The 26,510-nt window shown below is 33.7% G+C and carries 28 protein-coding genes and 1 tRNA gene; 11 read left to right on the top strand and 18 right to left on the bottom strand.

The features are described from left to right. Positions 1-501: Gfo/Idh/MocA family oxidoreductase (locus tag WC622_RS05815; protein ID WP_372818178.1), on the top strand; the 501-nt coding region annotated here is incomplete at its 5' end. Positions 502-576: 75 nt separating this feature from the next. On the opposite strand, the gene WC622_RS05810 is transcribed toward WC622_RS05815, so the two are convergent. Then, complete coding sequence (locus WC622_RS05810; protein WP_372818177.1) at positions 577-1,041, bottom strand: type I restriction enzyme HsdR N-terminal domain-containing protein; 465 nt, start codon at positions 1,039-1,041, stop codon at positions 577-579. Positions 1,042-1,120: 79 nt separating this feature from the next. Here WC622_RS05810 and holA point away from each other — a divergent pair, with 79 nt between their 5' ends. From holA to WC622_RS05795, 3 genes are all read left to right on the top strand, one after another. Continuing rightward, complete coding sequence (gene holA, locus WC622_RS05805; protein ID WP_372818175.1) at positions 1,121-2,146, top strand: DNA polymerase III subunit delta; 1,026 nt, start codon at positions 1,121-1,123, stop codon at positions 2,144-2,146. Between the two features lie 57 nt (positions 2,147-2,203). After that, positions 2,204-2,563, top strand: a complete 360-nt coding sequence (locus WC622_RS05800; RefSeq protein ID WP_372818173.1) for a VOC family protein — start codon at positions 2,204-2,206, stop codon at positions 2,561-2,563. Positions 2,564-2,795: 232 nt separating this feature from the next. After that, a complete protein-coding gene (locus WC622_RS05795; protein WP_372818171.1) occupies positions 2,796-5,357 on the top strand; it encodes a zinc-dependent metalloprotease in 2,562 nt (853 codons plus the stop codon). A gap of 53 nt (positions 5,358-5,410) precedes the next feature. Here WC622_RS05795 and WC622_RS05790 read toward each other — a convergent pair whose 3' ends face one another. After that, entirely contained in the window at positions 5,411-5,794 is a 384-nt protein-coding gene (locus tag WC622_RS05790; protein ID WP_372818169.1) for a hypothetical protein, read from the bottom strand. Between the two features lie 195 nt (positions 5,795-5,989). Between WC622_RS05790 and WC622_RS05785 the strand changes: the two genes are divergently transcribed. Beyond that, entirely contained in the window at positions 5,990-6,220 is a 231-nt protein-coding gene (locus WC622_RS05785; protein WP_372818168.1) for a hypothetical protein, read from the top strand. Positions 6,221-6,374: 154 nt separating this feature from the next. Beyond that, on the top strand, positions 6,375-7,907 hold the full coding sequence (locus WC622_RS05780; protein WP_372818167.1) for a sulfatase: 1,533 nt from the start codon (positions 6,375-6,377) through the stop codon (positions 7,905-7,907). Between the two features lie 68 nt (positions 7,908-7,975). Here WC622_RS05780 and WC622_RS05775 read toward each other — a convergent pair whose 3' ends face one another. Further along, positions 7,976-8,563 (bottom strand): DUF4142 domain-containing protein, encoded by a 588-nt coding sequence (locus WC622_RS05775; protein WP_372818165.1) that lies wholly within the window; start codon positions 8,561-8,563, stop codon positions 7,976-7,978. A gap of 197 nt (positions 8,564-8,760) precedes the next feature. On the opposite strand from WC622_RS05775, the gene WC622_RS05770 reads away from it, so the two are divergent. Next, the gene (locus tag WC622_RS05770) at positions 8,761-8,946 is read left to right on the top strand and encodes a hypothetical protein (protein WP_372818163.1); all 186 of its coding nucleotides are present in this window, start codon (positions 8,761-8,763) and stop codon (positions 8,944-8,946) included. A gap of 91 nt (positions 8,947-9,037) precedes the next feature. Here the strand turns inward: WC622_RS05770 and WC622_RS05765 are convergent, their stop codons facing one another. Both WC622_RS05765 and WC622_RS05760 read right to left on the bottom strand, forming a co-directional pair. After that, a complete protein-coding gene (locus WC622_RS05765; RefSeq protein WP_372818161.1) occupies positions 9,038-9,397 on the bottom strand; it encodes a hypothetical protein in 360 nt (119 codons plus the stop codon). 205 nt (positions 9,398-9,602) lie between these two features. After that, positions 9,603-9,899 carry a hypothetical protein gene (locus tag WC622_RS05760; protein WP_372818159.1) on the bottom strand — a complete coding sequence of 99 codons (297 nt, stop codon included), beginning with the start codon at positions 9,897-9,899 and terminating at the stop codon, positions 9,603-9,605. Positions 9,900-10,453: 554 nt separating this feature from the next. On the opposite strand from WC622_RS05760, the gene WC622_RS05755 reads away from it, so the two are divergent. Next, a complete protein-coding gene (locus tag WC622_RS05755; RefSeq protein ID WP_372818157.1) occupies positions 10,454-10,867 on the top strand; it encodes an EVE domain-containing protein in 414 nt (137 codons plus the stop codon). Between the two features lies 1 nt (position 10,868). Here the strand turns inward: WC622_RS05755 and WC622_RS05750 are convergent, their stop codons facing one another. Then, positions 10,869-11,390, bottom strand: coding sequence for an acyl-CoA thioesterase (locus tag WC622_RS05750; protein ID WP_372818155.1), 522 nt, complete (start codon positions 11,388-11,390; stop codon positions 10,869-10,871). A gap of 160 nt (positions 11,391-11,550) precedes the next feature. Here WC622_RS05750 and WC622_RS05745 point away from each other — a divergent pair, with 160 nt between their 5' ends. Next, positions 11,551-13,026, top strand: coding sequence for an alpha-amylase (locus tag WC622_RS05745; RefSeq protein ID WP_372818153.1), 1,476 nt, complete (start codon positions 11,551-11,553; stop codon positions 13,024-13,026). A 135-nt stretch (positions 13,027-13,161) separates the two neighbouring features. On the opposite strand, the gene WC622_RS05740 is transcribed toward WC622_RS05745, so the two are convergent. Then, positions 13,162-14,424, bottom strand: a complete 1,263-nt coding sequence (locus WC622_RS05740) for a DUF5103 domain-containing protein (protein ID WP_372818151.1) — start codon at positions 14,422-14,424, stop codon at positions 13,162-13,164. Between the two features lies 1 nt (position 14,425). Next, complete coding sequence (locus tag WC622_RS05735; protein WP_372818180.1) at positions 14,426-16,336, bottom strand: ABC-F family ATP-binding cassette domain-containing protein; 1,911 nt, start codon at positions 16,334-16,336, stop codon at positions 14,426-14,428. A gap of 254 nt (positions 16,337-16,590) precedes the next feature. Between WC622_RS05735 and WC622_RS05730 the strand changes: the two genes are divergently transcribed. Beyond that, complete coding sequence (locus WC622_RS05730; protein WP_372818149.1) at positions 16,591-17,619, top strand: quinone-dependent dihydroorotate dehydrogenase; 1,029 nt, start codon at positions 16,591-16,593, stop codon at positions 17,617-17,619. On the opposite strand, the gene WC622_RS05725 is transcribed toward WC622_RS05730, so the two are convergent. From WC622_RS05725 to WC622_RS05695, 7 genes are all read right to left on the bottom strand, one after another. After that, positions 17,620-17,979 (bottom strand): iron chaperone, encoded by a 360-nt coding sequence (locus tag WC622_RS05725; protein ID WP_372818147.1) that lies wholly within the window; start codon positions 17,977-17,979, stop codon positions 17,620-17,622. A 12-nt stretch (positions 17,980-17,991) separates the two neighbouring features. Then, positions 17,992-18,537: a hypothetical protein gene (locus WC622_RS05720; protein WP_372818145.1), complete on the bottom strand. Its 546-nt coding sequence runs from the start codon at positions 18,535-18,537 to the stop codon at positions 17,992-17,994. A gap of 66 nt (positions 18,538-18,603) precedes the next feature. Continuing rightward, a complete protein-coding gene (locus tag WC622_RS05715) occupies positions 18,604-19,038 on the bottom strand; it encodes an SRPBCC domain-containing protein (protein WP_372818143.1) in 435 nt (144 codons plus the stop codon). A gap of 4 nt (positions 19,039-19,042) precedes the next feature. Beyond that, the gene (locus WC622_RS05710; RefSeq protein WP_372818141.1) at positions 19,043-19,372 is read right to left on the bottom strand and encodes an ArsR/SmtB family transcription factor; all 330 of its coding nucleotides are present in this window, start codon (positions 19,370-19,372) and stop codon (positions 19,043-19,045) included. A 175-nt stretch (positions 19,373-19,547) separates the two neighbouring features. Further along, on the bottom strand, positions 19,548-19,724 hold the full coding sequence (locus tag WC622_RS05705) for a spore protein (RefSeq protein ID WP_372818139.1): 177 nt from the start codon (positions 19,722-19,724) through the stop codon (positions 19,548-19,550). Between the two features lie 39 nt (positions 19,725-19,763). Next, a tRNA-Cys gene (locus WC622_RS05700) sits at positions 19,764-19,834 on the bottom strand. An 88-nt stretch (positions 19,835-19,922) separates the two neighbouring features. Beyond that, complete coding sequence (locus WC622_RS05695) at positions 19,923-20,681, bottom strand: TrmH family RNA methyltransferase (protein ID WP_372818137.1); 759 nt, start codon at positions 20,679-20,681, stop codon at positions 19,923-19,925. Between WC622_RS05695 and WC622_RS05690 the strand changes: the two genes are divergently transcribed. Beyond that, the gene (locus WC622_RS05690; protein WP_372818135.1) at positions 20,672-23,089 is read left to right on the top strand and encodes a BamA/TamA family outer membrane protein; all 2,418 of its coding nucleotides are present in this window, start codon (positions 20,672-20,674) and stop codon (positions 23,087-23,089) included. The genes WC622_RS05695 and WC622_RS05690 overlap by 10 nt on opposite strands. Positions 23,090-23,107: 18 nt before the next feature. On the opposite strand, the gene WC622_RS05685 is transcribed toward WC622_RS05690, so the two are convergent. Genes WC622_RS05685 through WC622_RS05675 form a run of 3 tightly spaced genes read right to left on the bottom strand, consistent with a single transcriptional unit; the run spans position 23,108 to position 26,467 of the window. Then, positions 23,108-23,635 carry a hypothetical protein gene (locus WC622_RS05685; RefSeq protein ID WP_372818133.1) on the bottom strand — a complete coding sequence of 176 codons (528 nt, stop codon included), beginning with the start codon at positions 23,633-23,635 and terminating at the stop codon, positions 23,108-23,110. After that, a complete protein-coding gene (locus WC622_RS05680) occupies positions 23,632-25,947 on the bottom strand; it encodes a patatin-like phospholipase family protein (protein ID WP_372818131.1) in 2,316 nt (771 codons plus the stop codon). Before WC622_RS05680 ends, WC622_RS05685 begins: the two co-directional genes overlap by 4 nt. 31 nt (positions 25,948-25,978) lie before the next feature. Continuing rightward, a complete protein-coding gene (locus WC622_RS05675) occupies positions 25,979-26,467 on the bottom strand; it encodes a TspO/MBR family protein (protein ID WP_372818129.1) in 489 nt (162 codons plus the stop codon). Positions 26,468-26,510: the final 43 nt, after the last annotated feature.

Here is a 26,510-nt window from a genome sequence, read left to right as displayed (position 1 = left end):
GCTTTCGAAACACAACCTGACGAAATTATAGGTACTGGCGGAATTGATGTTTTTAAAGATGGTAGAGAAACCTATGATAATATACAAGCTACATTACGTTATAAAAACGCAGGGATGATTGGAAATTTTGGAGCAACCTGTGGCAATGCACACGATGGGTATTTGTTCAAAATAAAAGGCACAAAAGGTTCCGTTAATCTATTACCTAATACTGGAATTTTCTATCCAGAAAAAGAAACAGCTAAACAATTAGGAATTGTAGATGGGGTAACCGGTGCCACTAAAATTGTAGTAAATACAGATGGCGGGATTCCAATTTTAGATAAACCCACAAAAGATGGAACTATTTACGCACTAGAAGAATTTTATAAAGCTATCACAGAGAATAAAACACCTGTTTCGAATATAAATACTGGCACACAAGCAGCAATTTGCGTAGCCATGTGTAACGAGGCAATTTATACTTCTAAAACTCAATTCTGGAAAGAAGTGTATTCTTAGTAGGCGATCGTTATCAGCGCAGCCGAAGGATCTTTAACCGCATTAGAGATTCTTCCTTCGTCAAAATGACAAAACCTACAAATCCTTATAATCTGGTAATTGCGCTACAAACAAAAACTTGGCATTGGTATGATCTATTTGCGCATAATAATGCTGTAAACCATTACTAACCGCCAACCATCTCGCTTTATAAACCGAATTATATCGAGCAGCCTGATCAAAAGTAGCTTGAGTAATTGCAACCGATGGCGCCTTACATTCAATTACCATTATTTTTTCACCCAAATTATCGTACACCAAAATATCACTACGCTTTCTAGTTTGGTTTAAACTCAGCCCGCCTTCGATCTGTAATAAAGAAGCAGGGAAATTTTTCTCTTTAATTAAATAACGGATAAAATGCTGCCTAACCCATTCCTCAGGGGTTAAAACCAAATGCTTTTTCCGTATCTCATCAAAAATAAAATACAAATCATCCCTTTGAGTAATTTTAAATGGATGATGTGGAAGATTAAGAGAAGTTGGATTAAATATCGGCATTGCCCAAAGTTAATATTTGTGAATAAACTATTGCCTCAAAATCGTAAATCGTAAATGGTAAATTGTAAATTTACCGCAAATGAGTGCCGTAGAAATTATAAAAGACTTAAAAGCCAGAAAGTTTAAACCCTTGTATTTGTTGCAGGGTGAAGAACCTTATTACATTGATCAAGTAGTTGATTACATGGAAAATTATGTGCTAAGTGATGGGGAAAGAGGGTTTAATCAGACCATTTTGTATGGTAAAGATACCGATATGGCAACGATTTTGAATGCTGCAAAACGATATCCGATGATGTCCGAATATCAACTCATTATAGTAAAAGAAGCACAAGATTTAAAATGGGCAAAAGAAACCGAAGGCAGTGGTAAAGAAGCAGAAGTAGTACTTAACTATTTCGAAAAACCTTTGCCAAGCACAATTTTAGTGTTAGCCTACAAATATGCCAACTTCGATAAACGCAAAAAGATTTACAAAGCGATAAACACTAACGGTATTGTTTTTCAATCAGATCCTGTTCGCGATTACAAATTAATGCCTTGGATTGAAGAACATATTAAAGAGAAAGGGTATAAAATTGCACCACAAGCAGCAGCGCTTATGGCAGAATATTTAGGTACAGACCTTTCTAAAATTGCTAACGAAGTCGAAAAACTTTGTCTAAATATTAGTAAGGACACTATTATTCAAACAGATCATATTCAGCGAAATATTGGGATCAGTAAAGAGTATAATGTATTCGAATTGCAAAAAGCACTAGCATCAAGAAACGTGTTAAAATGCAATCAAATTGTGAATTACTTTGCAGATAACCCTAAAGCAAATCCAATGGTAATGGTCATGGCCAATTTGAACGCCTACTTTACTAAAATCTTAAAATACCATTACTTGCCTAATAAAAACGATGCAGCCAAAGAGTTAGGTGTAAGTCCGTATTTTATTAAAGATTATGAAGCTGCTGCAAGAACATTTAGCGATGCAAAGACTTTCGATATCATTAGTTTATTAAGAGAATACGATCTTAAAAGTAAGGGCTTAGATAGTACAGGCAATACCACAGATGGAGAATTACTCAAAGAAATGCTGTTTAAAATGATCCATTAATAAGGTTTAAACAATTAATGAACAAATTACTGATGAATCAATAAAACAATAACCCATATGTTAAAAGGACTCCGCACAATTATCTACCATGTAACTGATTTAACCAAAGCCAAAGAGTGGTACAAAAATGTGTTAGAAATAGAACCTTATTTTGATGAAACATTTTATGTAGGTTATAGCGTAGGCGGATTTGAACTCGGATTAGATCCAGATCCTGCAAACTTTAGTAACGGGCATAGTTCAATTACCTATTGGGGAGTAGAAGATATTGATTCTTGCTTTAAAAAACTTGAAACCTTGGGCGTCGAAATTCATCAAGCTCCACAAAATGTTGGCGGTGCAATTTGGGTAGGTAGTATATATGATCCGTTTGGAAATGTAATTGGCCTAATCGAAAATCAAGAATTTTCTTCTTAGTAAGTTAGTAGTTATTCTAAATTAACCGTCATTCCCGCAAGCGGTAACCGTAATGCGATAAATAAGCATTTACTATCATCGCATTACGATTCTCAGTCGAGGTGAGAATGATGATCTAAACCTATCTTCTTACCAAATACTATAAAATTTCGGTTTGTAACTATAAAGTTATACCGCTGTGCCTGCTATTGAGGCATTGCCCATTATATTTACTTTAAATTAACTTATTTACATGAAAAGAAATTTACTAACCATTTTATTAACTGTGAGTGCTATAACGATAGCGCAAGCACAAGTTAGACCGCAAGGTGGTGCTGCTGATACCACACGTAGAGGTCCAGGGGCTGCCCTAGGTTCTAACGTGAAGGCTCAACCAAAACCTTACGCTCAAGTAATCACCGATAAAACACTTACCCGCAGGGGGATGATTACCACGCACAAATTAGAAGACAAATTCTTTTTTGAAATTGCAGACACCACTTTAGGTAGAGATATTTTAGTGGTAAGCCGTATTGCTAAATCTGGTGCCGATGTACGAGCAGCACAAGGTTACGCAGGAGACGTAATTGGAAGCACAGTAATCCGTTTCGAAAAAGGACCAAATAACCGCATTTTTATGCGTAAAGTGAGTTTTAAGACCTACAGCCCAGATAGTACCACTGCAATGTATCAGTCGTTAAAAAACTCAAACATCCAAGCCATTGCAGCTTCTTTTAACATTGCGGCATATACGCCAGATAAAACGGGAAGCGTAATCGACGTAACAGATTATATCAATAGCGATAACGATATTTTCTATTTCAGCTCACCAGCATCTAAAACTAGATTTAGGTTAGGTGCACAATTATCAGATCGTAGCTACATCCAAAACATGCGTAGTTTTCCACTTAACGTAGAAATCAGTACCATGAAAACATATAGCTTAACTGCTGCTCCTTCGCCATTTGGTCCAGCAGCGCCAACAGGCGGTGGTGGTGCTTCTGCAGGTTCTGCAACTATAGAGCTAAATACATCGTTGGTTATTTTACCGAAAGTACCAATGAAAGCTAGATATGCCGATCCTCGTGTTGGTTATTTCACAGTAGGTTATACCGACTTTGATTTAAATCCACAAGGTGTAAAAGAAATCGACTTAATTAAACGTTGGAGATTAGAACCTAAACCACAAGATTTAGCGAAATACAAACGTGGAGAATTAGTAGAGCCACAAAAACAAATTGTGTATTACATTGATCCAGCAACACCAAAAAAATGGGTTCCATATCTAATTGCAGGTGTTAACGATTGGGCAAAAGCATTCGAAAAAGCGGGTTTCAAAAATGCAATTGTAGCTAAAGAAGCACCAACATTCGCACAAGATTCTACATGGAGTATAGACGATGCTCGTCACTCAGCAATTGTTTACAAACCTTCGGAAATTGCTAATGCCAGCGGACCAAGTATTTCAGATCCACGTAGTGGAGAAATTATGGAAAGCCACATTAACTGGTTCCATAATGTGCAATCATTAGTACACGATTGGTACATGATTCAAACTGCTGCAGTTGATCCTAGAGCTCGTAAAATGGTATTTAGTGATGAATTAATGGGCGATTTAATTCGTTTCGTATCTTCTCACGAAGTAGGCCATACCTTAGGTTTATTACACAATTACGGTTCAAGTTCAACTACACCAGTAGAAAATTTACGTAATAAAAAATGGGTAGAAGAAAATGGACATACACCATCTATTATGGATTATGCTCGTTTCAACTATGTTGCGCAACCAGAAGATAATATTACTGCAAAAGGATTATATCCTCGCATTGGCGATTACGATAGATGGGCAATTGAATGGGGTTATAAATACTATACAGATACAAAAACTCCTGGCGATGAAGTTGAGAGATTAAATAAAACAGTAATCGAATCCGCTAAAAACAGACGTTTATGGTTTGGTACCGAATCTAATCCAGATGATCCACATTCGCAAAACGAAGATTTAGGTGATAACGCCATGAAAGCAAGTGATTATGGTATTAAAAACTTAAAAGTGATTTTACCAAACTTACCAGCATGGACAAAAGAATCAAACGAAGGATATGCTAATTTATCAAATATGTATGGTCAATTAACAACTCAATTTGGTCGTTATATGGGTCATGTAGCCAAAAACATAGGTGGTATTTACGAAAATCCTAAAATGGTAGAGCAAACTGGTTTAGTTTACGAACGTACACCAGCAGCAACTCAAAAAGAAGCGATGGATTTCTTAAACAGACAATTATTTACCACACCAAAATGGTTATTAAATCAGTCTATTTTAGATAATATCGATCAAAATCCATTAGAAGTAATTGCGAGATTACAAGGAAATACGTTAAACCGTTTATTAAGCAATAGCACATTAGGCAAATTGGTTGCTGCCGAAGCTGCCGATGGTGCAACAGCGTATAAAATCACAGATTTATTTACAGATTTAAATGGTGCAATTTTCACCGAGTTAAAATCAAACGCTTCAGTTGATGTATATCGTCGTAATCTACAAAAAGCTTATGTAGAAAAATTAATTGCCATTGTAAAACCAGCTCCAGCACCAACAGCTACTAACGCCATTTTGGTAGGTAGAGGAGGCGCACCAACCGGCTTAACAGCTTCACAAAGTGATGTGATGTCTGTTGTAAAAGGACAATTACGTGATTTAAATAGCAGTATTAAATCTGCTGCTGCTTCGCAAGGCGATTCGTTAAGCAAATACCATTTGTTAGATTTAACCGATCGTATAGAGGGTGCTTTAGATAACAAGAAAGACTAAATAATTCAAAAATTTAACTTAAAGCGTTCCGACTTCACATCGGGACGCTTTTTTTATTTAGTCGCTTTTGCTAGTATTGCAAAAAGTACAACTGTTGATGCTACTACAACAGTTCCTGCTCCTAAAATAATGTAATGAGCAGCTGTGCGTCTCTTTTTCGTTTGGTAATAAGCAACAGTTCTATAGGTATTTACGTACACCGAATCTTTTAATAAAGAACCATTGCTCACGTTTAACTCGCTAGGTTTAAAATAATCTGAGCTACTGGTATACCTATATTTTCTAAAATTATGCAATTGAGGATTTTTTAACTTAAAAAGATTTTTAACGTCCTTAATTGCTATTTTCTCAATTGAATCTTTATTTACAGGTTGAGCAGGTAATTTAGTTGAGATAAAAAATATCAATAACGTGCTGAATAACAATTGTTTTCCCATAAATAAATATATAAAATATTTTGAAGTCTGTGCTGGTATGAGTGTTTCAACTGTACAATTCCTTATCAGATAAAAGGTTCTAATAAATACACTCATCATATTATACTTTGTATTTAAGATATGGTTCCGCATATCTTTGCAGTCTTCTTTATGAAAAAACAAGCCAATTTAGTGTAAGAAAAATCATTTTGCGTGATGGGAAATGTCCTTTGCGTGATGGGAAAAGCTCTTTGCGTGATGGTAAAAGCTCTTTGCGTGATGAGAAAAGCTCTTTGCGTGATGGGAAATGTCCTTTGCGTGATGGGAAAAGCTCTTTGCGTGATGGGAAAAGCCCTTTGCGTGATGGGAAAAGCTCTTTGCGCAATGGGAAATGTCCTTTGCATGATGGGAAATGTCCTTTGCGTTGAGGGAAAACCGAAAAATTAAAGGAATTACTTCGTATTAAATACGATCATGTTAATCGAAAATGTAGTGAATAGGGTAGTGAGGGCAATAAATAACAAAAGAGCTTGCAAATGCATAAAATATTTGAGTACTTAGCTTGTATATGTATGACATAATATTTTAATAACATAATGCAATGAAAATACTTAGAATCCAGATCCTCCTTTTCGTAGCATGCTTTGGTTTTGCGTTCAATTCGATGGCGCAAACCAGACCTAATATTGTCATTATAGTTTCTGACGATCATGCCTATCAAGCCATAAGTGCCTACGGTAGCAAATTGATGCAAACACCAAATATAGATCGCATTGCAAAGGAAGGAGCTCGTTTTGATAAGGCCTATGTAACCAATTCAATTTGTGGACCTAGCAGGGCAGTTATTCTAACAGGAAAATACAGCCATAAAAATGGATTTAAGGATAATGAGAGCTCGGTGTTTAATGGCGATCAAGATACTTTTGTAAAGCAATTGCAAAAAGGTGGATATCAAACAGCATGGATTGGCAAATGGCATTTAGAAAGCAAGCCTCAAGGATTTGATTTTTGGCAAATTTTACCCGCTCAAGGGCAATACTACAATCCTGATTTTGATATGATGGATGGTTCTAAAAAACGTTTTGATGGGTATGTATCCAATGTAATTGAAGATGTAACCGAAGATTGGTTAGATAAAAGAGATGCTTCTAAGCCATTTTGCTTGGTCATAGGGCACAAGGCTACCCATCGTGTTTGGTTACCAGACACAACAGATTTAGGAAAGTTCGATAACGTTACTTTTGCGTTGCCTCACAATTTCTACGATATGTATGCAAATAGAGAAGCCGCGAAAGTTCAGGACATGACTATTGCGAAAACCATGATTATGGGTTACGATCTAAAAATGTTCGGATCTGATGAAAATGAAAGCAAAGACGGAAATTTTAAAAGAATGAATGTGCAGCAGAGGACCAAAGTTGATGCGTATTATAAGCCAATCGAAACAAGTTTTAATCAGCAAAAACTAACTGGCAATGCATTAACTGAATGGAAATTTCAGCGCTATATGCGAGATTATTTAAGTACTGCAACTTCGTTGGATCGGAATATTGGACGCACATTAGATTATTTGGATAAACATAATTTAACCAAGAACACCATTGTAATTTATCTTTCAGATCAAGGTTTTTACATGGGAGAGCACGGTTGGTTTGATAAACGCTGGATCTATGAAGAATCCTTCCGTACACCAATGGTCATGCGTTATCCAGGTGTGATTAAGCCGGGTACAGTGTCGACTAATTTTGTAATGAACTTGGATATCGCTCCAACGGTATTAGATGCTGCGGGTATTTCTATTCCAAAGGATGAACAAGGGCAATCCATGCTACCATTACTTAAGAACAAGAATACGAAAGGACGAAATGCCATCTACTATCACTATTATGAAAATGGGGAACATTCGGTTTCTCCTCATTTCGGTATAAGAAATCAACGGTACAAATTGGTTCGTTTTTATAAAAGAGTAAACTCTTGGGAGTTGTACGACTTACAAAAAGATCCTAATGAGATGCATAATTTGTATGATCAAAAGGGATACGGCAAAACCATTGCTGCAATGAAAGTTGAATTAAGTCAGTTAATTGACAAATACGATGATCAAGATGCAAAAAAGATATTTCTAGAAAAGTAAGGATAAAAATAATTATACAAAAAAGCCTTCGAATTTTTCGAAGGCTTTTTTTCTAAATCAAACAGGTATTATTTCATACTGTCATTAATTTTTTGAATTTGATCTAGGTGAGCTTTTACAATTGGAGCAGTTTTGCTTGCAAATGCTCTAAGTTCAGCATCCTTGCCATCTTTTGCTTCTTTTTCCATTAAATCTAAGGTCTTTTTGTGGCCATCTACCATAGCATCAACATATTCCTTGTCAAAGTCACGGCCAGTCAGTTTGTTCAAGTCGTTCATTTTCTTAGTATGTTCCTCATCTAAAGAAGTAGGAAGTGTAATACTTTTGGAAGCTGCTATCGTTTTTAATTCTTCATTTGCTTTACCATGATCTTTTACCATCATATCGGCAAATGCTTTAACTTCTGCATTGGTCGATTTACTCAAGGCGATTTTACCAAACTCAACTTCTGCCATTCCGCCCACAGCTGCCTTACCAGCAAACTCTGTATCATCTTGATCTGCCGCCATATCTGCAGTAGTATCTCCATTCATAGTAGTATCCATAGTTTGGTTTAAACTATCGGCGCTATCATTCGAATTTTTTGAATTTGAATTACAGCTTTGAAATGTGAAGGCCAGTAAGGCGATTACACTTAAATAACTTAATTTTTTCATAGTAAAATAATTTAATTGATATAAAATGAATTGATCTAAGATTTTGAACAATTTAATTTGAAATATGTTTCACATTAGAGCAAACTTTTTGTGTCAATTTTTTATTTAGTTAGTAGGATGTATCGGAAGAAGCTTGATGATTAGATTGAATAGGTTAGGAGAAAAACGATTGACTAGCAATGGCAAAAAATAAAACAATGATAAATAAAGACGAAATCTCATTCCTTAAAAGGCATTTAGGCGCTAATAAAGAAGATATTATTAAAGCCGTATCAGTAGTTGGTAACAACCTTGAAAAAATTGAAGTGTATTTATTACAGCAAAAAATGGTGTGCCCAACTAAATACGATGGCTTAAAATCTGGAACTGAAAGAATGCGCTAAAATTAATTTTTTCGTCAAAATGGACATATGTGTTACATGTCTTGGCAATTCACGTCCTTTTGAATCCTTTATTTTTTAATATAGCTACAATTTAAAGAGCTAAAAAAACAATAGTCGGCGCCATTACAATAGCAGTTCCCCAAATCAATACATGATGGCCAGCAGTCCTTCTTTTCAGTGTTTTTAAATAGGTAGCATTGCGATAAGCGCTTACATAAGTCGAATCTTTTAAGAACTGAGGTACACTTACGGTAGAATATGGTTTAAAAAGATCTGAATTTTTACTGATGCTTCCATCCCTAAATTTTTTAAAATCAGTTGCATTTAACCTAAATTTTTGCGCATCAATTCGAACCGCTTTCTTTATTGAATCGGCATAAGTTTTTTGAGCTACCGAATAAGTTGAAGTGAGAATTATAAATAGTAAACTGATTATCAATGATTTTCTCATAATTAAATATAAAATAAATCTTTTGAAATTCGATGAACCAAAAAACAGCTATAAATCGTAAATTCGAAACCAAATAAGATATCAAGTGAATCATTGGCTAATCAAATCTGAAATGAGCCAATTTTTGCGGCTGGAAGTGTCCAATTCAATTTTCGTTTCATAAAAAAAGCCCGTATGAACGGGCTTTTTATAAACCGGCTTTAATTTAAGGTATTCTTTCAAATTCTCCACTAAGGGTAAGCGTAGTATTATCTTGATCATATTGATATCCGGAAACACTTAGATGAAATGTGGTAACATCATATGTAAAACCCGAGGTAAGAAATGGCTCAGGATGCTCTACTTCACTAGACCCAAATCTAACGCTTGTAACAACATGGTTTGCTGGATTGTAATCGATATAGATATCTTGTGATGAATCATAAAAGGTGTAAAGTTGTCTGGTAGTTGCACCTTTCATACTGCTGAATAATATGGCACTACTTACAAGCAGGAATGCCATTACAAACTTTATTTTTTTCATAACATTTTAAATTAGGTAATAATTGGTTTAAGGTAAATATACTTATGTTGCCAGTTTATCGAAGTTATATGTTATAATTACAAATTAATATGATATAAATGTATAATTAATATTCAAATTAAGTAGTTATTGTATAATTAATTTGACATGTAATCACTGCACGTAGATAAAACTACTGTAGTTGGCATTCCTTTCTGGTTTTGGAGTATTGATGGCATCAAAAGCACTTTTTTGGACGTATTTTTTTCATTATATATTTGAGCGTGAACAATTCAAATCTAGATTTGGCCAATAAAAATATATGAAAGGTTTGTTGGAATGTGTTATTTTTGCGGGGAACGATAGATAGAACTCCATCCCATTCCTTTATGAAGTGGTTTTCGGACTGTGGTTGGGCATTGCTGGTTTTCATACTGTTTAAATTTTGAAAGTTTAAATCGTATGCACTGCGGAGATGTCAACTGGATGGTCAGTATTTTTGTCAACGGTTTGTCAACGATTTAAGAAAAAAAGCTCTTAAAATTACTTTAAAAATGCAAAAAACACAATATTGGCTAGTCAAATCTGAACCTATAAAATACAGTTGGGAAAAATTTAACAAAGATGGTCGTACCTTTTGGGATGGCGTTCGTAATTACCAAGCTCGTAATAATCTCAGAGAGATGAAAGAAGGTGATTTAGTTTTGTTTTATCATAGCAACGATGGAAAAAACGTGGTTGGAATTGCTAAAGTCGTTAAGGAATTTTACCAAGACCCAACAACTAGTGATCCAAATTGGGTAGTTGTAGATTTAGCTCCATTTCAATCCTTAGCCAGACCAGTTTCACTCGAGCAAATCAAAGCCGAAGAAAGTTTAAAAGATATTTCTCTAGTCAGACAAGGTCGATTATCAGTTATGCCATTAAAAGCAACAGAATTCGATAAAATTTTAGAAATGGGGAGTTAATTTAATCCTTAAAAAACAAAGCTTTTAATTCGCTAGCATCGTTAGGTTCCATTTTTCCACCCAAAATTAAACGTAATTGTCTACGGCGTAAAGCACCATTGTACAATTCAATTTCTTCTTCAGTTTCTGGTTTTAATTCAGGCACAGGAATGGTTCTTCCACTCTGATCTACTGCTACAAAAGTGTAGTAAGCCTCATTAGATTTCGCTCTTGTTCCAGAAGGAATATTCTCTGCCCAAACATCTAAGCGAACCTCCACAGATGTGTTAAATGAGCGAGTAACTTTAGCCTCAATTGTAATTACATCACCTAGTTTAATGGCATGTTTAAACGAAACATTATCTACCGATGCGGTTACCACAATTCTATTGCAATGTTTTTGAGCAGAAATTGCAGCAGCAATATCCATCCAATGCAATAAACGTCCTCCCATTAAATTATTTAAGGTATTGGTATCGTTAGGTAATACCAATTCATTCATTATCGTATGGGAATTTTTTGGACTTTTAGCTTTTATACTCATATTTGGCAAAACTACAGAAAATTGGGTGTTTTTTTATCAAAATACCCTACATTAAGTTTTTGAAATAAATTGGGCAGACCTAAAAGTGTTCTTTAAAAACTTAATCAAAAACCAAACATATGTGTTGATTTTAAGTTATAGTATTCATAAAAAACACGCTATGCAAAATCAAACGCTCATTCAATACTTCCATTGGTATTATAATGACCAAGATAATTTATGGACAAAAGCAAAAAATGAAGCAACTAGCTTATCCAAAATGGGCTTTACTTCGGTTTGGTTTCCGCCAGCTTATAAAGGTAGTAATGGAGGTTATTCAATTGGCTATGACACCTATGATTTATATGATCTTGGCGAATTTGACCAGAAGAATAGCATACATACAAAATACGGAAGCAAAGACGAATATATTGCAGCAATCAATGCTTTACATGAATATAAAATTAATGTTTTGGCAGATGTTGTTTTTAACCATAAAGCCGGTGGTGATGAATTGGAAAAAATAGAAGTCAGAAAAGTTAATCCAGAGGATAGAAATGAGTTTATTTCTGATGTGATGGAAATAGAAGCATGGACAAAATTCACTTTCCCTGGTAGGCAAGGAAAATATTCAGAATTTATTTGGGATCATCAATGTTTTAGCGGAGTAGATTGGGCACAAGATTTAAATGAAACAGCCATTTTTGCAATTCAAAATGAGTATGGAGAAGGTTGGGAAAAAGTACCGTCAGATGAATTGGGTAATTACGATTATTTAATGTTTGATGATATCGAATTCAGAAATCAAGCGGTAAAGGAAGAATTAAAGCGATGGGGAAAATGGTATTATGAAACCTGTAAAATGGATGGATTTAGGCTAGATGCAGTAAAACATATTTCTACAGAATTTGTGATAGAATGGATAGATGAATTAAAAAAGGCATGCGACCGAGATTTCTTAATTATTTCAGAAAACTGGAATATTGTTGATGTAGAAGAATTGGAACACTACATAGAAATTACTGGTGGAAGAACACAATTGTTTGATTCATTATTGCATCACAATTTTTATTTAGCTTCTACAGCAGGCCAGGAATATGATTTAGATAAAATTTTTGATAACACATTGGTTCAAAAAAGACCTGAATTAGCAATTACTTTTGTGGATAATCATGATTCGCAGCCTTTGCAAGCACTAGAGTCATTCATAGATTTTTGGTTTCGACCATTAGCGTATGCTTTAATTTTATTACGCGAACAAGGTATTCCTTGTGTGTTTTTTACGGATGTATACGGTGCAAATTATGAAGATGACGGTAAATGTGTTGAATTGGTAGCCTTGCCAGAATTACCTAAACTCTTAAAAGCCAGACAATATTTGGCGTATGGTGAACAACATGATTATTTAGATCATAACAATTGCATTGGATGGACCAGAGAAGGTGATGAAGAACATCCAAATTCTGGTATTGCAGTACTAATGAGTAATGGTGAGGAAGGCTTTAAAGCGATGGAAATGGGGAAATCTTTTTCGGGTAAAACCTTTGTTGATAGTTTAGAAAAACGACAAGAAGAAGTTTTAATTGATGAAAACGGGTTTGGAGAATTCTTTTGTAATGCAGGAAGTGTGAGTGTGTGGGTTTTGAAAGTTCAATAGTTCATTTGTTCACTCGTTCATTAGTACTATATAGTTTGATAAAATAGTTCAATAGCGTACTAGTTCATTGGAATTAGACAGTTTTATAGGAGAGATTTTTACATTTGCCACTAATGAACAAATGACGCCAATGAACTACTTCTTAATAGAATTGATGTTGCTAAATCCAATTAATTCGTCCCATCTGCCGCCGGGTTTGTGGTAATAAACTAATACCTGATAACTGTTGTCGGCTTCGAAAAACGAACCTTCAAAAACAGTATCGTCAAATTTTCCATCTTCAGTTACCCAAACGTATTTAAAGTCATATAAACCTTGTTTCAATTTCACATTTCCATAAAAACGTTTTTTAGTTGAATCGTAGTTTAATCTACTTTCCTCATTTAAAATGTAATTATTAAATCGACCAACAACATAGGCATTGCCTTTTGCAGTAGGAGCTGCGGAATTTAATGTAAAAAGAACGTTTGCATAATCACTATCAGTAATATTATCTCTTCCATCTTGATTACGAATAAAGAAATTTCCATTTTCATCAAACTGAGTACTATATTTCGCAATGCCATTAGGCTGGTCAGGAAATAAAATCACGTTTAAGGTACTATCTTTATAAAAATCTTGCACATGCTCAGCTTTGTAACGGAAACTTCTAATATCAAATTTTCGAAATTCATTTCCAGCCCAAAACTCATTGGTGTTTAATTCATTATAAACTAAAGAACCTTGTTTTACAAAAGTTGGTTTTTTGTTAGTAATCGCAGTTTGAGGAATTCCATTTTGCATCACAACAGCCTTTACATCCATATATGGGTTTTGTATTGGCATTGGATGAAATATTGTGAAATTCACTTTTTGCTTGTTCAACCGAAACTCCACCTGACTACTTGGCACAACTTCTACACCCACAGTTGCTAAATTATCTACAATGTAAAAGCGTTGAGTAATGATTACTTTTTTAGGATCATTATTCTCATAGACCTTTAATAAATAATTGCCAGATAGCTTAGGTTTAATCTGCTCGTTTGGAAGTGTCAGTTGATAATGAGTAAACTTTTCTAGCGTGTTAAAAGAATAGCGATATTTGAAAATAATATCTTCTTTAAACGTCTCTAAATAATCTAGCTGATTAATTTTAGAGGGCTTCCAGTCAAAAGTACAATGTTCAATGGTGTAATTATAGCTTTTGCTACCACCTTTTAAATCATCAAATTCAAAAGTAATGGTTTCGCTACTTCGCAAGGCGATAATGGGGAAAGATTGTTCCTTTTTAGTGTTATAACATTCAACCGTTTTAATAGTAGGTTGATATACTCTATTATCATACACAACAATTGGATTTTGTGCAAATGCACTGGTACAAAGTGCGATAATAAAGAATATCAACCCAAATCGTTGCATGTTAAGCTTCCAATTCCATAATCTCAGAAGCTAATTCTTCCCAAGTTTTTTGAGCGTGATCTAATAAAGCTTTCTCTGCTAAATATCTTTTATTAGCCTCATCTAATTTATGTTGACTAGAAAATACTTCTTCTTTTGCTAACTCTGCTTCAACGGCTTTAATACTCAATTCAAAAGCTGCAATTTCCTCCTCAATTCTTTTCAATTTCTCATTCAGCTTTTTTAATTGTTGTTGTGCATTTGCAGGAGCAGGCTCAACTATTTTTGGCTTCTTTTCTTCTGTAGGTCTAACAGGAATTGGCTTTGGTGTAGGAATTACCCTTTTGCTATTCCATTCTTCATATTCTGCATACGTTCCAGGATATTCCTTGATTTTTTCTTCCTCAATAAACCAAATTTTATTAGCCACATTATCTAAGAAATACCTATCGTGAGATACAGCGATAAACGTACCTTCATATTGTTGTAAAGCCTGAATTAAGATATTTACCGACTGAATATCTAAGTGGTTGGTAGGCTCATCCAAAATCAAGAAATTCGAATCGGTAGTTAACGATTTCGCTAAAGCAACTCTCGATTTTTCTCCTCCAGATAATACTTTAATTTTCTTAAAAACATCATCACCCGTAAACAAGAAACAACCTAAAATAGAACGTAATTCCGTGTCTGTATGTTTAGGTGCAAATGCTTGTAATTCCTCCAAAATTGTATTACCAAGATGTAATGATTCTAACTGATGTTGTGCAAAGAAAGTAGTCGTCACATTATGACCAGTTTCACAAGAACCTTGAAATTTCTCAGTTCCAGCAATCATTCTTAACAAAGTAGATTTACCCTTACCGTTAGCGCCAATTAATGCAATTTTATCACCTTTTTCAATCAATGCTTCTGCATCATCTAAAATATCTATGTTAGGATAGCTTTTAGTCGCGTGTTCAATTTTTATTACGTGTCTGCCTGAAGGCTTCGAGAATTTAAAACTGAAATTTACTGTTGGATTATCATCATCAACATCTTCCACACGTTCCATTTTATCCAACGCTTTCATCCGCGATTGCGCCATTTTAGCTTTACTCGCCTTAGCTTTAAAACGCTCAATTAAACGTTCTTCTTGCTTGATTTTAGCTTGTTGGTTTTTAAATTCACCTTTTTGAATTTCACCACGTAACGATTTCTCTTCTACGTAAAAAGAATAATTACCAGCATAAACTGTCAACTTTCCTTTTCTAGATTCAACTGTTTTACGTACAATTTTATCTAAGAAATACCTATCGTGAGATACAATAACAATTGCACCTTCAAAACTGCCCAAATAAGTTTCTAACCACTTAATAGACGGTAAATCCATGTGGTTGGTAGGCTCATCCAGTAATAAAATATCAGGAGTTTGTAATAGAATTTTAGCCAACATTACACGCATCCGCCATCCACCAGAAAACGTATTTAACGGACGATGTTGATCTTCGGTACTAAAACCTAAGCCAGCTAAAATTTCATTTGCACGATATTCAATATTATAACCATCTAAAGCCTCAAACTCTTGTTGCTTATCACTTAGTTTATATAAAATCTCTTCGCTGTAATCCGTTTCAATCTTTTTTAATAATTCTTCAATCTCATCATGCAATTGATTTTGGCGTTCAAAAGCTTCCATTGCCACATGCAAAATGGTATGATGCGAATCGTACGATAATAAATCTTGGTTCAAATAACCAATTTTTATATCTTTCGCCATCGATATGCTACCAGAAGACGGTGCATATTCTCCCACAATTATTTTAAGTAAAGTAGACTTTCCAGTGCCGTTTGCACCGATTAGTCCAACTCTATCGCCTGGTTTAATGTGCCAGTTCGCTTCGTCGTATAAGGCTCTTGAGCCAATTAAGAAGGTTAAGTCGTTTATAGAAATCATTTCGGGTGCAAAAATACGATTTTTTAAGCCTGTTTTCAAGTATAAGTTTTTGAAAATGAAGGGCAGTAGATGATGGCTAAATCAGTCCCGTTTTTCGCTTCAATCCCCGATAAAAAATCGGGGTATTTCCGCTTCAACCGGGTTTAGTTAACAAAGGCTTTTGGGACAATGTAAATGTAAGAGGTAAAACGGGTTTTTGACCACATTTTACAATTTCCCTTTTACATCTTCCATATCTTGAGTATCTTCGCCTTATGTATCGCCTCATTAAACCTGTTTTTTTTAAGTTCGATCCCGAAAACGTTCATCATTTTGTGGTAAAACGCTTAAAATGGTTTCATGATTATTTCCCATTCGGAAAAACTATCCTACGAAGCAGCTATGATGTTCATATAAAAGGATTAGGACGAGAAGTTTTTGGTATTAAATTTAAAAATCCAGTAGGTTTAGCAGCAGGATTTGATAAAAATGGCGAGTATGTTGAGGCATTAAGCAATTTAGGTTTTGGTTTTATTGAAGTAGGAACCGTAACACCTTTACCCCAACCGGGTAACGATAAACCACGCATGTTTAGATTACAGGATGATGAGGCTATTATTAACCGAATGGGTTTTAATAATAAGGGTGTTGATGTGATGGCAGAACGATTACGCTTGCTTAAAGAAAAAGAACCTCAAATAGTTGTTGGTGGAAATATTGGTAAAAACAAAAATACTCCAAATGAAGATGCAGTAAGCGATTATATCAAATGTTTTGATCGTTTATTTGATGTGGTAGATTACTTCGTTGTAAATGTAAGCTCGCCAAATACACCAGGCTTAAGGGCTTTACAAGAAAAAGAGCCACTTAAAGAATTACTCAATACATTACAGCAACGCAATTTAAAAAACGATATTTCTAGACCGATCTTACTAAAAATTGCACCAGATTTAACCAATGAGCAATTGGATGATATTGTAGAAATTGTTAAAGAAACTGGTATTGCTGGAGTAATTGCAACCAACACAACCATAGACAGAAACGGTTTATATACAGAAGAAAAAGTGAAAAGTGAAATGGGTGGTTTAAGTGGAAAACCTTTAACTCAACGTTCAACAGAGGTTATTCGTTATTTATCAGAAAAATCTGGAAAATCTTTTCCAATAATTGGAGTCGGCGGTATTCATTCTGCGCAAGATGCGAAAGATAAAATGGATGCTGGAGCTTCTTTAGTGCAATTATATACTGGTTTTATTTATGAGGGGCCAGGTTTGATTAAACAGATTTGTAAGGAGTTGGTTTAATTACTTAGATTTTTCCATTGCAGTTTTTACTCTGTATCTGGTTATCTTAGCAATAAGATCTAATGGCATTGGTTTATTTAAAGGAAATTGTACAGATCCTTTTGCACCTTTGTATATTGATAAGTCCTCTTTAAAAGCTTCAATACCTTGAGGGGCAGGGTATAATCCAATATGATTTTTATAACCTGCAAAGTGGATTAAATTGCCATTTAAATAAAAAGTAGGCATTCCATAACTAATTTTTTCTTTTGCCTGCGGAGCTGCATTTTTTATAGTTTCTCTAATTTGTCTTAAATGTTCTTGCACTTCATGTGGGAAGCCATTAATATATTCATCAATAGTAGTTATTTTTGTTTCCATGTTTAAAATAAATTATAACATTTTACTCATATACATATACCAATTCCATTCCCAATTTAATCCTCTATCCATAGAGCAAGCTTGGCTCCAAATTGGATTGTTTTTGTCTCTGGCATCCCAACGAAAGGCCATGATAATCTCTTTTCCTTCATGAACGTCTTTCGTGAAGAAATGACCAATGTTATTTTCAAAAAAACCTGAAACAGGAGGGTCTAGTACTCCAGTATTTGAATCAGACCAATAGATGCTCCACAACCTTGTTTTCGGATTAAATAGTCGAAGGCTCATCCCTTCAAATGGTTTGCCGTCGAATTCTGCTAAAAAATTATCGATGTTTCCAAGGCCATTTAAAATTGGATACATTTCTTGTGTAGAATTAAATTCGATCCAATTTGTACAATTGGTAAACCTTGATTGTAGTTTTTTATTATGAAGATTCCATTTACCTATAAAGAAATCAAAATCTTTTTCAGATGAGGTTTCTGAAGGCTTAATAATTAACTCTCCCTCTGGTGTAAAATTTAATTTTGGGAGAGGGATTTCTATATTTTCGTTCATTTTTAAAATTAATGAAAAAATCTAACACCTTAATACTAAGTAGTTTCACAGTGTTAGATTGAATTCTTAACCTTCTGGCTCTAAATAACCTTTCAATGCAGTATGTACAAAGTATGTCCAACCATCATTGAAACTTGTTTTTTCAAATTCTGCACCTAAATCAGCAAAAGTTTCTAAGCCAGCATGCGTTATTCTTAATAAAGTTTGATCGCCTTTGTCAAACAATTCCCAATTCACAAACGAATTACCTGGATAATTATCATACCGCCAGCTATAGGTTATTTTTTTACCATCCACAACTTCGGTCACTTCACATAAATGAAGGTATTGTTTCCCATCTTCTGGACCGCCAAGAAAATCAAACTTAAAACCAACTTTAGGTTTAAAATCTTCTAACTGAAAATACCAGTTTCTCATTTCATCAACATTAGTGATTGCGCTCCAAACTTTATCAATAGGAGCATTGTATGTTCTTTCAACTACAACATTTTCTGATTTCATAGTATTATTTTTTAGGTTCTACTTTAGTTTTGTTAGTTGATAAATAAATTTCGAGTGCATCTAATTTGTTGTCCCAGAATGAACTATATTGTTCTATCCATTTAGAAACTTCCTTGAGTTTTTGAAATTTAACTTCGCAATATCGTTCTCTTCCTTCCTTTTTAATGGAGACTAAGCCACATTCTGTTAAAATTTTGATATGCTGAGAAATAGCAGGTCTGCTCATGTCAAAATTTTCTGCAATTGCATTTAGGTTTAACGATTGAAAAGCAATTAAGTTTATAATTTCTCTTCTTGTTGGATCAGCGATTGCCTGAAATACATCTCTTCTCATACTTGTTGTGTAAGTGTTTACTTACAAATCTATAAGTAAGTATTTACTTACGCAAATTTATTTTTGGATTAGTTTTAAGATCCAGGAGGGAGGAGAGGAATGTCAAAATATGGAGCACAAAAAAGCATCCCAAAAATAATTTGAGATGCTTTAATACTTTAAAGAAAGAAATTGACTACGCTTTAGCTTCTAATTGAGCTAATACAGCATTGTTTTTAGCTAACTGATCTGTTTTAGATTGTTTAGAACGGCTTCCTAATTCTATGTTAGTAGCTAATTTCAACGTATTAACTTCTTGACGAGAAACTGTTTTATTATATCTGTCTTTTCTTTTTAATCTTGTTACTGCCATGATAATGAGCTTTATTTTCTTTAATTAATATAAAATCTGAGGTCGAGAGCGGATTCGAACCGCTGTACAAGGTTTTGCAGACCTCTGCCTAGCCACTCGGCCACTCGACCTTTTAAAATTCAAGGTTGTTCCAAAGGAATGCTTTTCCTTACGGGGCACAAAAATAACAATTATATGTTAGGATACAAAGCACAATGCTTAAAATTTCAATTTATTTATAACTCTACTTAATTCACTACAAAATATAGCAGCAGAAACTGCCACATTTAGTGATTCAGCTGCACCAATACGTGGAATAGTTACTGGGATTGTAATTTTCTCGAGCAAATCCTCACTAATTCCATGCCCTTCATTCCCTAATAAAATTAAACCTTCTTTATCCCAATTGGTTTTGTAAATATTATTTCCGTTTAGTAATGCACCAAAAACAGGAAGTTTTACTTCTTCAAAAAAAGAAGTAAGGTTAGTATAAATAATATTTACGCGACATAAAGACCCCATAGTTGATTGTACCGTTTTTGGGTTATAAGCTTCAACTGTATTTTCAGAGCAGATTACATTTTTTATTCCGAACCAATCTGCAGTACGAATAATTGTCCCAAAATTTCCAGGGTCCTGTACATCATCTAACACTAAAGAAAAACAGTTGTGCAAACTTTTAACATCTAATTTCTGTTTAACAGGGATATGTACTAACGCTAAAATTCCTTGCGGAGTTTGCAAAGTACTAATCTTCTCTAATTCGACGTTGTTTACCTCAAATAACTTTATATTTGCGGTGTTTTTGGGTAAGGATGAGAAGTGTGTGGGAGTGTAATATATACTATGTAGTTGGTAGTTAGAGTTTATGAATTCTATGATAGATTTTATACCTTCAATAATAAATATTCCACTTTCTTTGCGGTACTTTTTTTGATGTAGAGATTTTATAAAACTGATTTGAGATTTTGAAAGCATACAAGTTTAACTATAAGCAGCAGGTACAAATTCTTACAATATTACTATTTATTCTTGTTTTTATCGCAGGATGTTCTTCAACAAAATATATTGAAGATTACCAATCTATTGTTAAAAAAGTGAAGATTGATAGCATTGATAAAACTTTTGAAGAACAAGCTTATAATTATGTGCAAAAGGATATTAGGCCGCCAGAAGGATTAGGAATTAACGTTGCGATATACAATCTTTTTAATACAAAAAACGGCAAATACAAAACTAGTAACATCAAACCATTAGGTTCTCCACCACCAATTTTAGATAGTAACTTAGTTGAAATTTCTCGTGTTCAGATAGAAAAATACTTAAAAAGTAAAGGCTTTTTTATGGCCAAAGTAAAATCTGAAATTGAAGTAAAAGACAAGAAAGCTAAACTAAGGTTTGTGGCAGATCAAGGACCAGAGTTTTTTATTAATAGAATAAGTTATGAAATTCCTGATACAACAGTAAAAACACTTTATCTATCAAATAAAGCATTATTTACTCATTTGAGAGAGGGAATGCAATATGATGAGGACTCATTAGTTTATGAGCGTGAACAAATTTATCAAGTAATGCGTCAAAATGGGTATTATGATTTTGTAAGACCTTATGTGAGATACGAGCCAGATTCGAATCAAAATAATAGCAAAGTAAGTGTAAAGCTTATTATTGATAATCCAATAGATAGCAGTTTAAAACATAAAGTTTATACCATTGGTGAAACGAATATTATTATCGCTCCAAATTCGGAAGGCTTTACAGATTCACTAAAATTAAATGATAGAGCTTTTAGAGGTATTCGGTATACTGACCTTTCAAAAAAATTTAGAAGAAACCCTATTGTTCGCTATGATTTTATAAGAGAAGGTGAAATATATGATATTAGAAAAGAGACTTTAACTTATGATAGATTATACGAATTAAACGTATTTAAGAATGTTAAAATAGACTACACCAAAGCAAAGGATAGTAGCAATAAGGTTGAACCGGTTATTATGCTTATCCCTCAAAAACCGATGAGCAATCGTATTGAAGGTGAAGTTCCATTCAATAGTGGTACAGTTGGGTTTACCTTAAGTAATACCTACACAAATAATAATTTTTTAAGAGGAGCTGAAAAATTTCAATTTCAGGTAAAAGGTGGACTACAATCTAGAATTGGTAATGGTCAGTCGATATTTAGAGATATTTATCAGCGTGATTTTTCTGTTAGCGCTAGCTTAACTGTGCCTAGATTAATGGTGCCATTTGCTATTCCCCTGATGGGTAAAAATGGAATGCCGTATACTACATTTTCATCGAGTTATTTATATGCATTACAGAAAGATATTACTGTCCGTAGGATATTTATTAACTCTATTAGTTATGACTGGGTAGAAACAAAATCTAAATTACACTCACTTACACCACTTAATTTCGAGTATCGTTTTGGTAATGTTTTAATAGATACTCTTGATAAAAGCGATATAGATAAGTACAATAATAATAAAGAAATCTTCGAAAAAAACTCTTACAACATTAAACTTCTTGGTCGTAAAGATTTTACACTTGGAATTAAGTATGCCTATTCTTTAAATGCGGATAAACTATTAGAAAATAGGTCTTTTATTTATTTTAGAGGTAATATAGATCTTGCTGGTAACCTTTTACAATTAGCGACTAGCATTTCAGGCAATAAACACGATCCAAAAAATGGTGATTATGCAACAATATTTGGATTGCCATTTAATCAATATGTTAGGCCAGAAGTGGATATTCGTTGGTACAAGAAATTAGGTGGAGATAGACAATTTATTGCCAGAATAAATGGTGGAGTTGGTTATGCTTATGGAAACTCTGTTTCTATTCCTTTTGAGAAATTATTTTATGCAGGTGGTTCTAGCGGCGTAAGAGCTTGGCAGGCAAGAACGTTAGGGCCTGGTAATTATAATAGAGAAGTAATTACTAGCGCTGAAGCCAGAAACTCTTCTTACGGGATAGATCAGTTAGGTCAAATGCGAATAGAAAGCAACTTGGAGTATAGATACATGCTGATTAATAAGTTGTTTGGGGGAAAATTAAAAGGTGCAGCTTTTGTGGATATGGGAAATGTTTGGAATATCTCACCCGGTAATCCTCAACCTGAAACCTACTTTAAACTTAAAGAATTAGGTAAACAAATTGCAATTGGTGCAGGTATGGGTTTTAGATTTGATGTGCAATTTTTTGTTTTCAGATTTGATTTAGGACTGAAAATAAAAGATCCTCAATTTAAAGGTTCCGAGCAATGGGTAATTGGTAAATTTTTAAATGGTGCTAGTGATTTTAAAAACAATTATTACCTCACTCATAATCCAGACCGTTATCGTTTTATGCAATATAATTTTGGTATCGGGATGCCTTTTTAAGGAATTACACTTTCTCTTCTACACTAAATTTCTCAAATAATCGAAAGTAGTTTCGAAAAATGTAGAAATATTTAAGCCATTACTATAACTGAAATACATGAAAATTAAAAGCAATATAATTGCTATATAAATGAATTTCTTAAAGGCAAAAGCCAAAATTATAATGATTAATGGGATGATAATTAAGAATATACGGCTAATTGTAAAAGGGTTTAGATTTCCGTCTTTTTTGTAGACGTATAGTAACTTACTGTGTGTGCCACTATCGTTTTGATGTTTTATGTATACGAACGTTGATTTATCTATAGGTAAAGGTAATACCGCAACACCATCATTAAAAGTTAAAGACTGAGTAAAGCCACTAATGCTAAAGGTGTAAGTTCCATTTATTTTCTCTAATGGATTATCAAGCGAATCTGCTGCTATTATAGCTAATTTGCTATTTTTTAGTAAACTTTCCTTTACCAAAAAATTATTGATATCGGCATTTTGAGCAAAGCTTTTACCGCCCAAAAACAGTAAAAGGACTATAATTATATGTTTCATTCTAAAGATCGTTTATTATAAATCAGATAGCCTAAATGTAGTAAAACACCATTTCTTTTCACAGGATCATCGTATAAATTATAACTTAAACTTATTGGTCCTACTGGAGTATGGTATACTAAACCTGCAGTGCCCGCATAATGCCATTTACTAAATGCTTTTGCATACTCAACACCTTGCACTCCACTTTTTTCAAATTCTTTGTAAGGTAGAAATAAATAACCTTCTAAGCGAAAATCAAAATTACGCTTAATATTAAACACATTTTTTAATCCGCCAGCAAGGTAACTTGTTGCCCTAAAATTAGTTAAAAAGAGAGATTTACTATCTTGTAAAGGATAAAATGCTGGAGCAGCTAAAAGTGTTTCATAATAATTAAAATATAAAGGCTGATTAGAAATAACACCTTCTGCCAAATAACCCAATGTGTAGTTTTTGGTATGGAAAAAGTAATTCTCATCGCTTAATTTAATACTTCCCCATTCTCTAAATGTGCGTTTAATAACTGCATTTTTAACAAAAGAGTTATAAGTTCCAAAAACATTTCCTGGTGTATAATTTTCTTTACCAGTTAAAAAATTTGCGCTAAAGAATAAATTATGACCCCTATCAGCATATTGTTTTCGATTAAGTGAGTTTTGCTCAAGTAATAAGCTAGTTTTTAATCCATTAAATGTTGTTCTATCCAAAACATCACCAACAGTAAAAGTATTTGTAGGACTGTATCTATCACTATTGTTAATAAATGCAGCACTCAATGTAATTCTCGCATTGCGATTTAATGGCATTCCTAATTTTAGATCTATCTTTCTGTCTGCTTGTTCAATGTAAGTTGGGTGTGGATTTTCGATAAAAATTTGGCTGGTATTGTAATAATTCCAGTGGTTATAAGTTAGCTCTGCAGCTAAAAATAAGGGTAAGCCAGAAGGATAATCTACCCGCCCGCTAAATTGAACGGATTCGTAAAATCTACCTGAATAAAAATTCGTTCCAAATGTGTAGGCTTTGCGATTTAAGTAATTGTATTGCAAACCTAAATACACGTTGCTGATAGGTCTAGAAGAAATATTTCCACCAAAATCTATTTTAAAACTCTTTTTGGGTTTAGCTACAATTTCGAAATTATAACTATCTGTTTCTGGGTGATAAGAAATTTTTGGATAAACAGTTTCAAAGGTTTCGTCAGCTACTAATTTATAATACCCTCTTTTGATATCTTCAAGATTAAAAGTTGCTTGATCACTTTTGAAAAGTCGTTCGATGTATTTTTTTTGCTGAGAATTAACTCCAGAAACGGTTACATTACTAAATACTAAATCAGGTTTCCGTTGATTAAACTTTGTCCTTTTAACTAGTAACTCTTGGGGTGTAACTCGTCGTGATATTGACCTTTTAATTTTATCCATATCGGCCATTGTTGCATCATAACCTCTTTTAATTAACTCTTCAACAGGTGTGAAATTGGTTGTGGTATAATCAACCAAATCGGGTTGTATGTAAACACCATTTTCTCCAACTAAAGTTGAATCAGATTTGGAAAGAAACATATACACCAAAAGTCGATTCATCAATCTGTCATCGTTTTTTGGATATTCATTAAAAGTTTTAGAAGAAACATTTGCGCCAATAATGAAATCTGGTTTAAACTCTTTTTTCATAATATCCGCTGGGAAATTGTTATACAAACCACCGTCAAAAACATATTTTCCATCTAGTTTAATTGGTCTGTAAATCAAAGGAACGGTCATAGTAGCTCTGACCGCTTCGGCTAAACTTCCTTTACTTACGGTAATACTTTTTTGAGATAAAACATCAGAAACCATACAACGATAAGGCACAAAAAGTTGATCAAAATTATCTATTGAAATAGCAGAGGCTTGTGAGAATAATTCTAACAAGGCAAAATTGAGTGGAATATCATTCACTAAGTTAGACCTAAAACTCAGTCTTAAACTGGTATCAATGGATAATTTAGCTGTTAAAACAGCGGCATTTGCACTGTTTTTTTGGAAGTAAAAGCTATAATCACTTTTGTATTTGCCGCTAACCCAATCCTGAAAATCTGAACTTAAAGCAATTTTTTCTATTTGCGATGGAGAATAACCTGCAGCGTACATAGCCCCAACAATGCCACCCATTGATGTTCCAGTAATATAATCTATCGGAATATTATTTTCTTCGAGTGCTTTTAATGTGCCAATATGAGCTAAGCCTTTAGCGCCACCACCGCTTAAAACTAAGCCTACTTTTTGGGCTTTTACCTGTAGCACCAAAAGCAAAAAGAAGAAAACGAATAGCTTTTTAGGATACATCACCCTATAAAAATATTGTTTTCTTTTGAAATTAGTTTAAAATAAAAATAGAATAGGTTAAATAAGACGCAAAGCTGACCCAAAGAATATAGGGCAAAAATAGCCATCCTGCTACTTTATCAATGCGATAAAAAATGAATGCGTTTATGATGATAGTCAACAATAAAATGCCTATTTCTATTAATGCAAAACCAATTTTATGTTCATAAAAAAACAAGTAAGACCACATTAAGTTTAACAATAACTGCAATACATAAATGGTGGATGCCCAAGAATAACCCATTGAGATTTTCCTTTTTTTCCAAATTAGATAAGATGAGATACCCATTAAAATATATAATGTTGTCCAAACCGGTCCAAAGATAGAGTTAGGAGGATTGAAAGAAGGTTTGTTTAACATAACATACCACGTTTTTGTAGATTCTATAGTTAATAAACCTCCAACAGCACCAATTGCAAGTGGAATAATAAGGCAGATAATAAATGGAAAAAATTGAAATTTACGATACCGTTTTGACATGAGTTAACTTATTAATCTAATCTTAACAATTAAACATACAGGT

The sequence above is a fragment of the Pedobacter sp. genome (genome assembly GCF_041662865.1).
GTDB lineage: Bacteria > Bacteroidota > Bacteroidia > Sphingobacteriales > Sphingobacteriaceae > Pedobacter.
Note: the sequence above shows the minus strand (reverse complement) of the source record. Positions and strands in the feature narration are given on the sequence as shown.

Coding starts and splice junctions, on each gene's coding strand:
- WC622_RS05810 (WP_372818177.1), bottom strand. CDS start 1,041: ATGCCGATATTTAATCCAACTTCTCTTAATCTTCCACATCATCCATTT.
- holA (WP_372818175.1), top strand. CDS start 1,121: ATGAGTGCCGTAGAAATTATAAAAGACTTAAAAGCCAGAAAGTTTAAA.
- WC622_RS05800 (WP_372818173.1), top strand. CDS start 2,204: ATGTTAAAAGGACTCCGCACAATTATCTACCATGTAACTGATTTAACC.
- WC622_RS05795 (WP_372818171.1), top strand. CDS start 2,796: ATGAAAAGAAATTTACTAACCATTTTATTAACTGTGAGTGCTATAACG.
- WC622_RS05790 (WP_372818169.1), bottom strand. CDS start 5,794: ATGGGAAAACAATTGTTATTCAGCACGTTATTGATATTTTTTATCTCA.
- WC622_RS05785 (WP_372818168.1), top strand. CDS start 5,990: ATGGGAAATGTCCTTTGCGTGATGGGAAAAGCTCTTTGCGTGATGGTA.
- WC622_RS05780 (WP_372818167.1), top strand. CDS start 6,375: ATGAAAATACTTAGAATCCAGATCCTCCTTTTCGTAGCATGCTTTGGT.
- WC622_RS05775 (WP_372818165.1), bottom strand. CDS start 8,563: ATGAAAAAATTAAGTTATTTAAGTGTAATCGCCTTACTGGCCTTCACA.
- WC622_RS05770 (WP_372818163.1), top strand. CDS start 8,761: ATGATAAATAAAGACGAAATCTCATTCCTTAAAAGGCATTTAGGCGCT.
- WC622_RS05765 (WP_372818161.1), bottom strand. CDS start 9,397: ATGAGAAAATCATTGATAATCAGTTTACTATTTATAATTCTCACTTCA.
- WC622_RS05760 (WP_372818159.1), bottom strand. CDS start 9,899: ATGGCATTCCTGCTTGTAAGTAGTGCCATATTATTCAGCAGTATGAAA.
- WC622_RS05755 (WP_372818157.1), top strand. CDS start 10,454: ATGCAAAAAACACAATATTGGCTAGTCAAATCTGAACCTATAAAATAC.
- WC622_RS05750 (WP_372818155.1), bottom strand. CDS start 11,390: ATGAGTATAAAAGCTAAAAGTCCAAAAAATTCCCATACGATAATGAAT.
- WC622_RS05745 (WP_372818153.1), top strand. CDS start 11,551: ATGCAAAATCAAACGCTCATTCAATACTTCCATTGGTATTATAATGAC.
- WC622_RS05740 (WP_372818151.1), bottom strand. CDS start 14,424: ATGCAACGATTTGGGTTGATATTCTTTATTATCGCACTTTGTACCAGT.
- WC622_RS05735 (WP_372818180.1), bottom strand. CDS start 16,336: ATGATTTCTATAAACGACTTAACCTTCTTAATTGGCTCAAGAGCCTTA.
- WC622_RS05730 (WP_372818149.1), top strand. CDS start 16,591: ATGTATCGCCTCATTAAACCTGTTTTTTTTAAGTTCGATCCCGAAAAC.
- WC622_RS05725 (WP_372818147.1), bottom strand. CDS start 17,979: ATGGAAACAAAAATAACTACTATTGATGAATATATTAATGGCTTCCCA.
- WC622_RS05720 (WP_372818145.1), bottom strand. CDS start 18,537: ATGAACGAAAATATAGAAATCCCTCTCCCAAAATTAAATTTTACACCA.
- WC622_RS05715 (WP_372818143.1), bottom strand. CDS start 19,038: ATGAAATCAGAAAATGTTGTAGTTGAAAGAACATACAATGCTCCTATT.
- WC622_RS05710 (WP_372818141.1), bottom strand. CDS start 19,372: ATGAGAAGAGATGTATTTCAGGCAATCGCTGATCCAACAAGAAGAGAA.
- WC622_RS05705 (WP_372818139.1), bottom strand. CDS start 19,724: ATGGCAGTAACAAGATTAAAAAGAAAAGACAGATATAATAAAACAGTT.
- WC622_RS05695 (WP_372818137.1), bottom strand. CDS start 20,681: ATGCTTTCAAAATCTCAAATCAGTTTTATAAAATCTCTACATCAAAAA.
- WC622_RS05685 (WP_372818133.1), bottom strand. CDS start 23,635: ATGAAACATATAATTATAGTCCTTTTACTGTTTTTGGGCGGTAAAAGC.
- WC622_RS05680 (WP_372818131.1), bottom strand. CDS start 25,947: ATGTATCCTAAAAAGCTATTCGTTTTCTTCTTTTTGCTTTTGGTGCTA.
- WC622_RS05675 (WP_372818129.1), bottom strand. CDS start 26,467: ATGTCAAAACGGTATCGTAAATTTCAATTTTTTCCATTTATTATCTGC.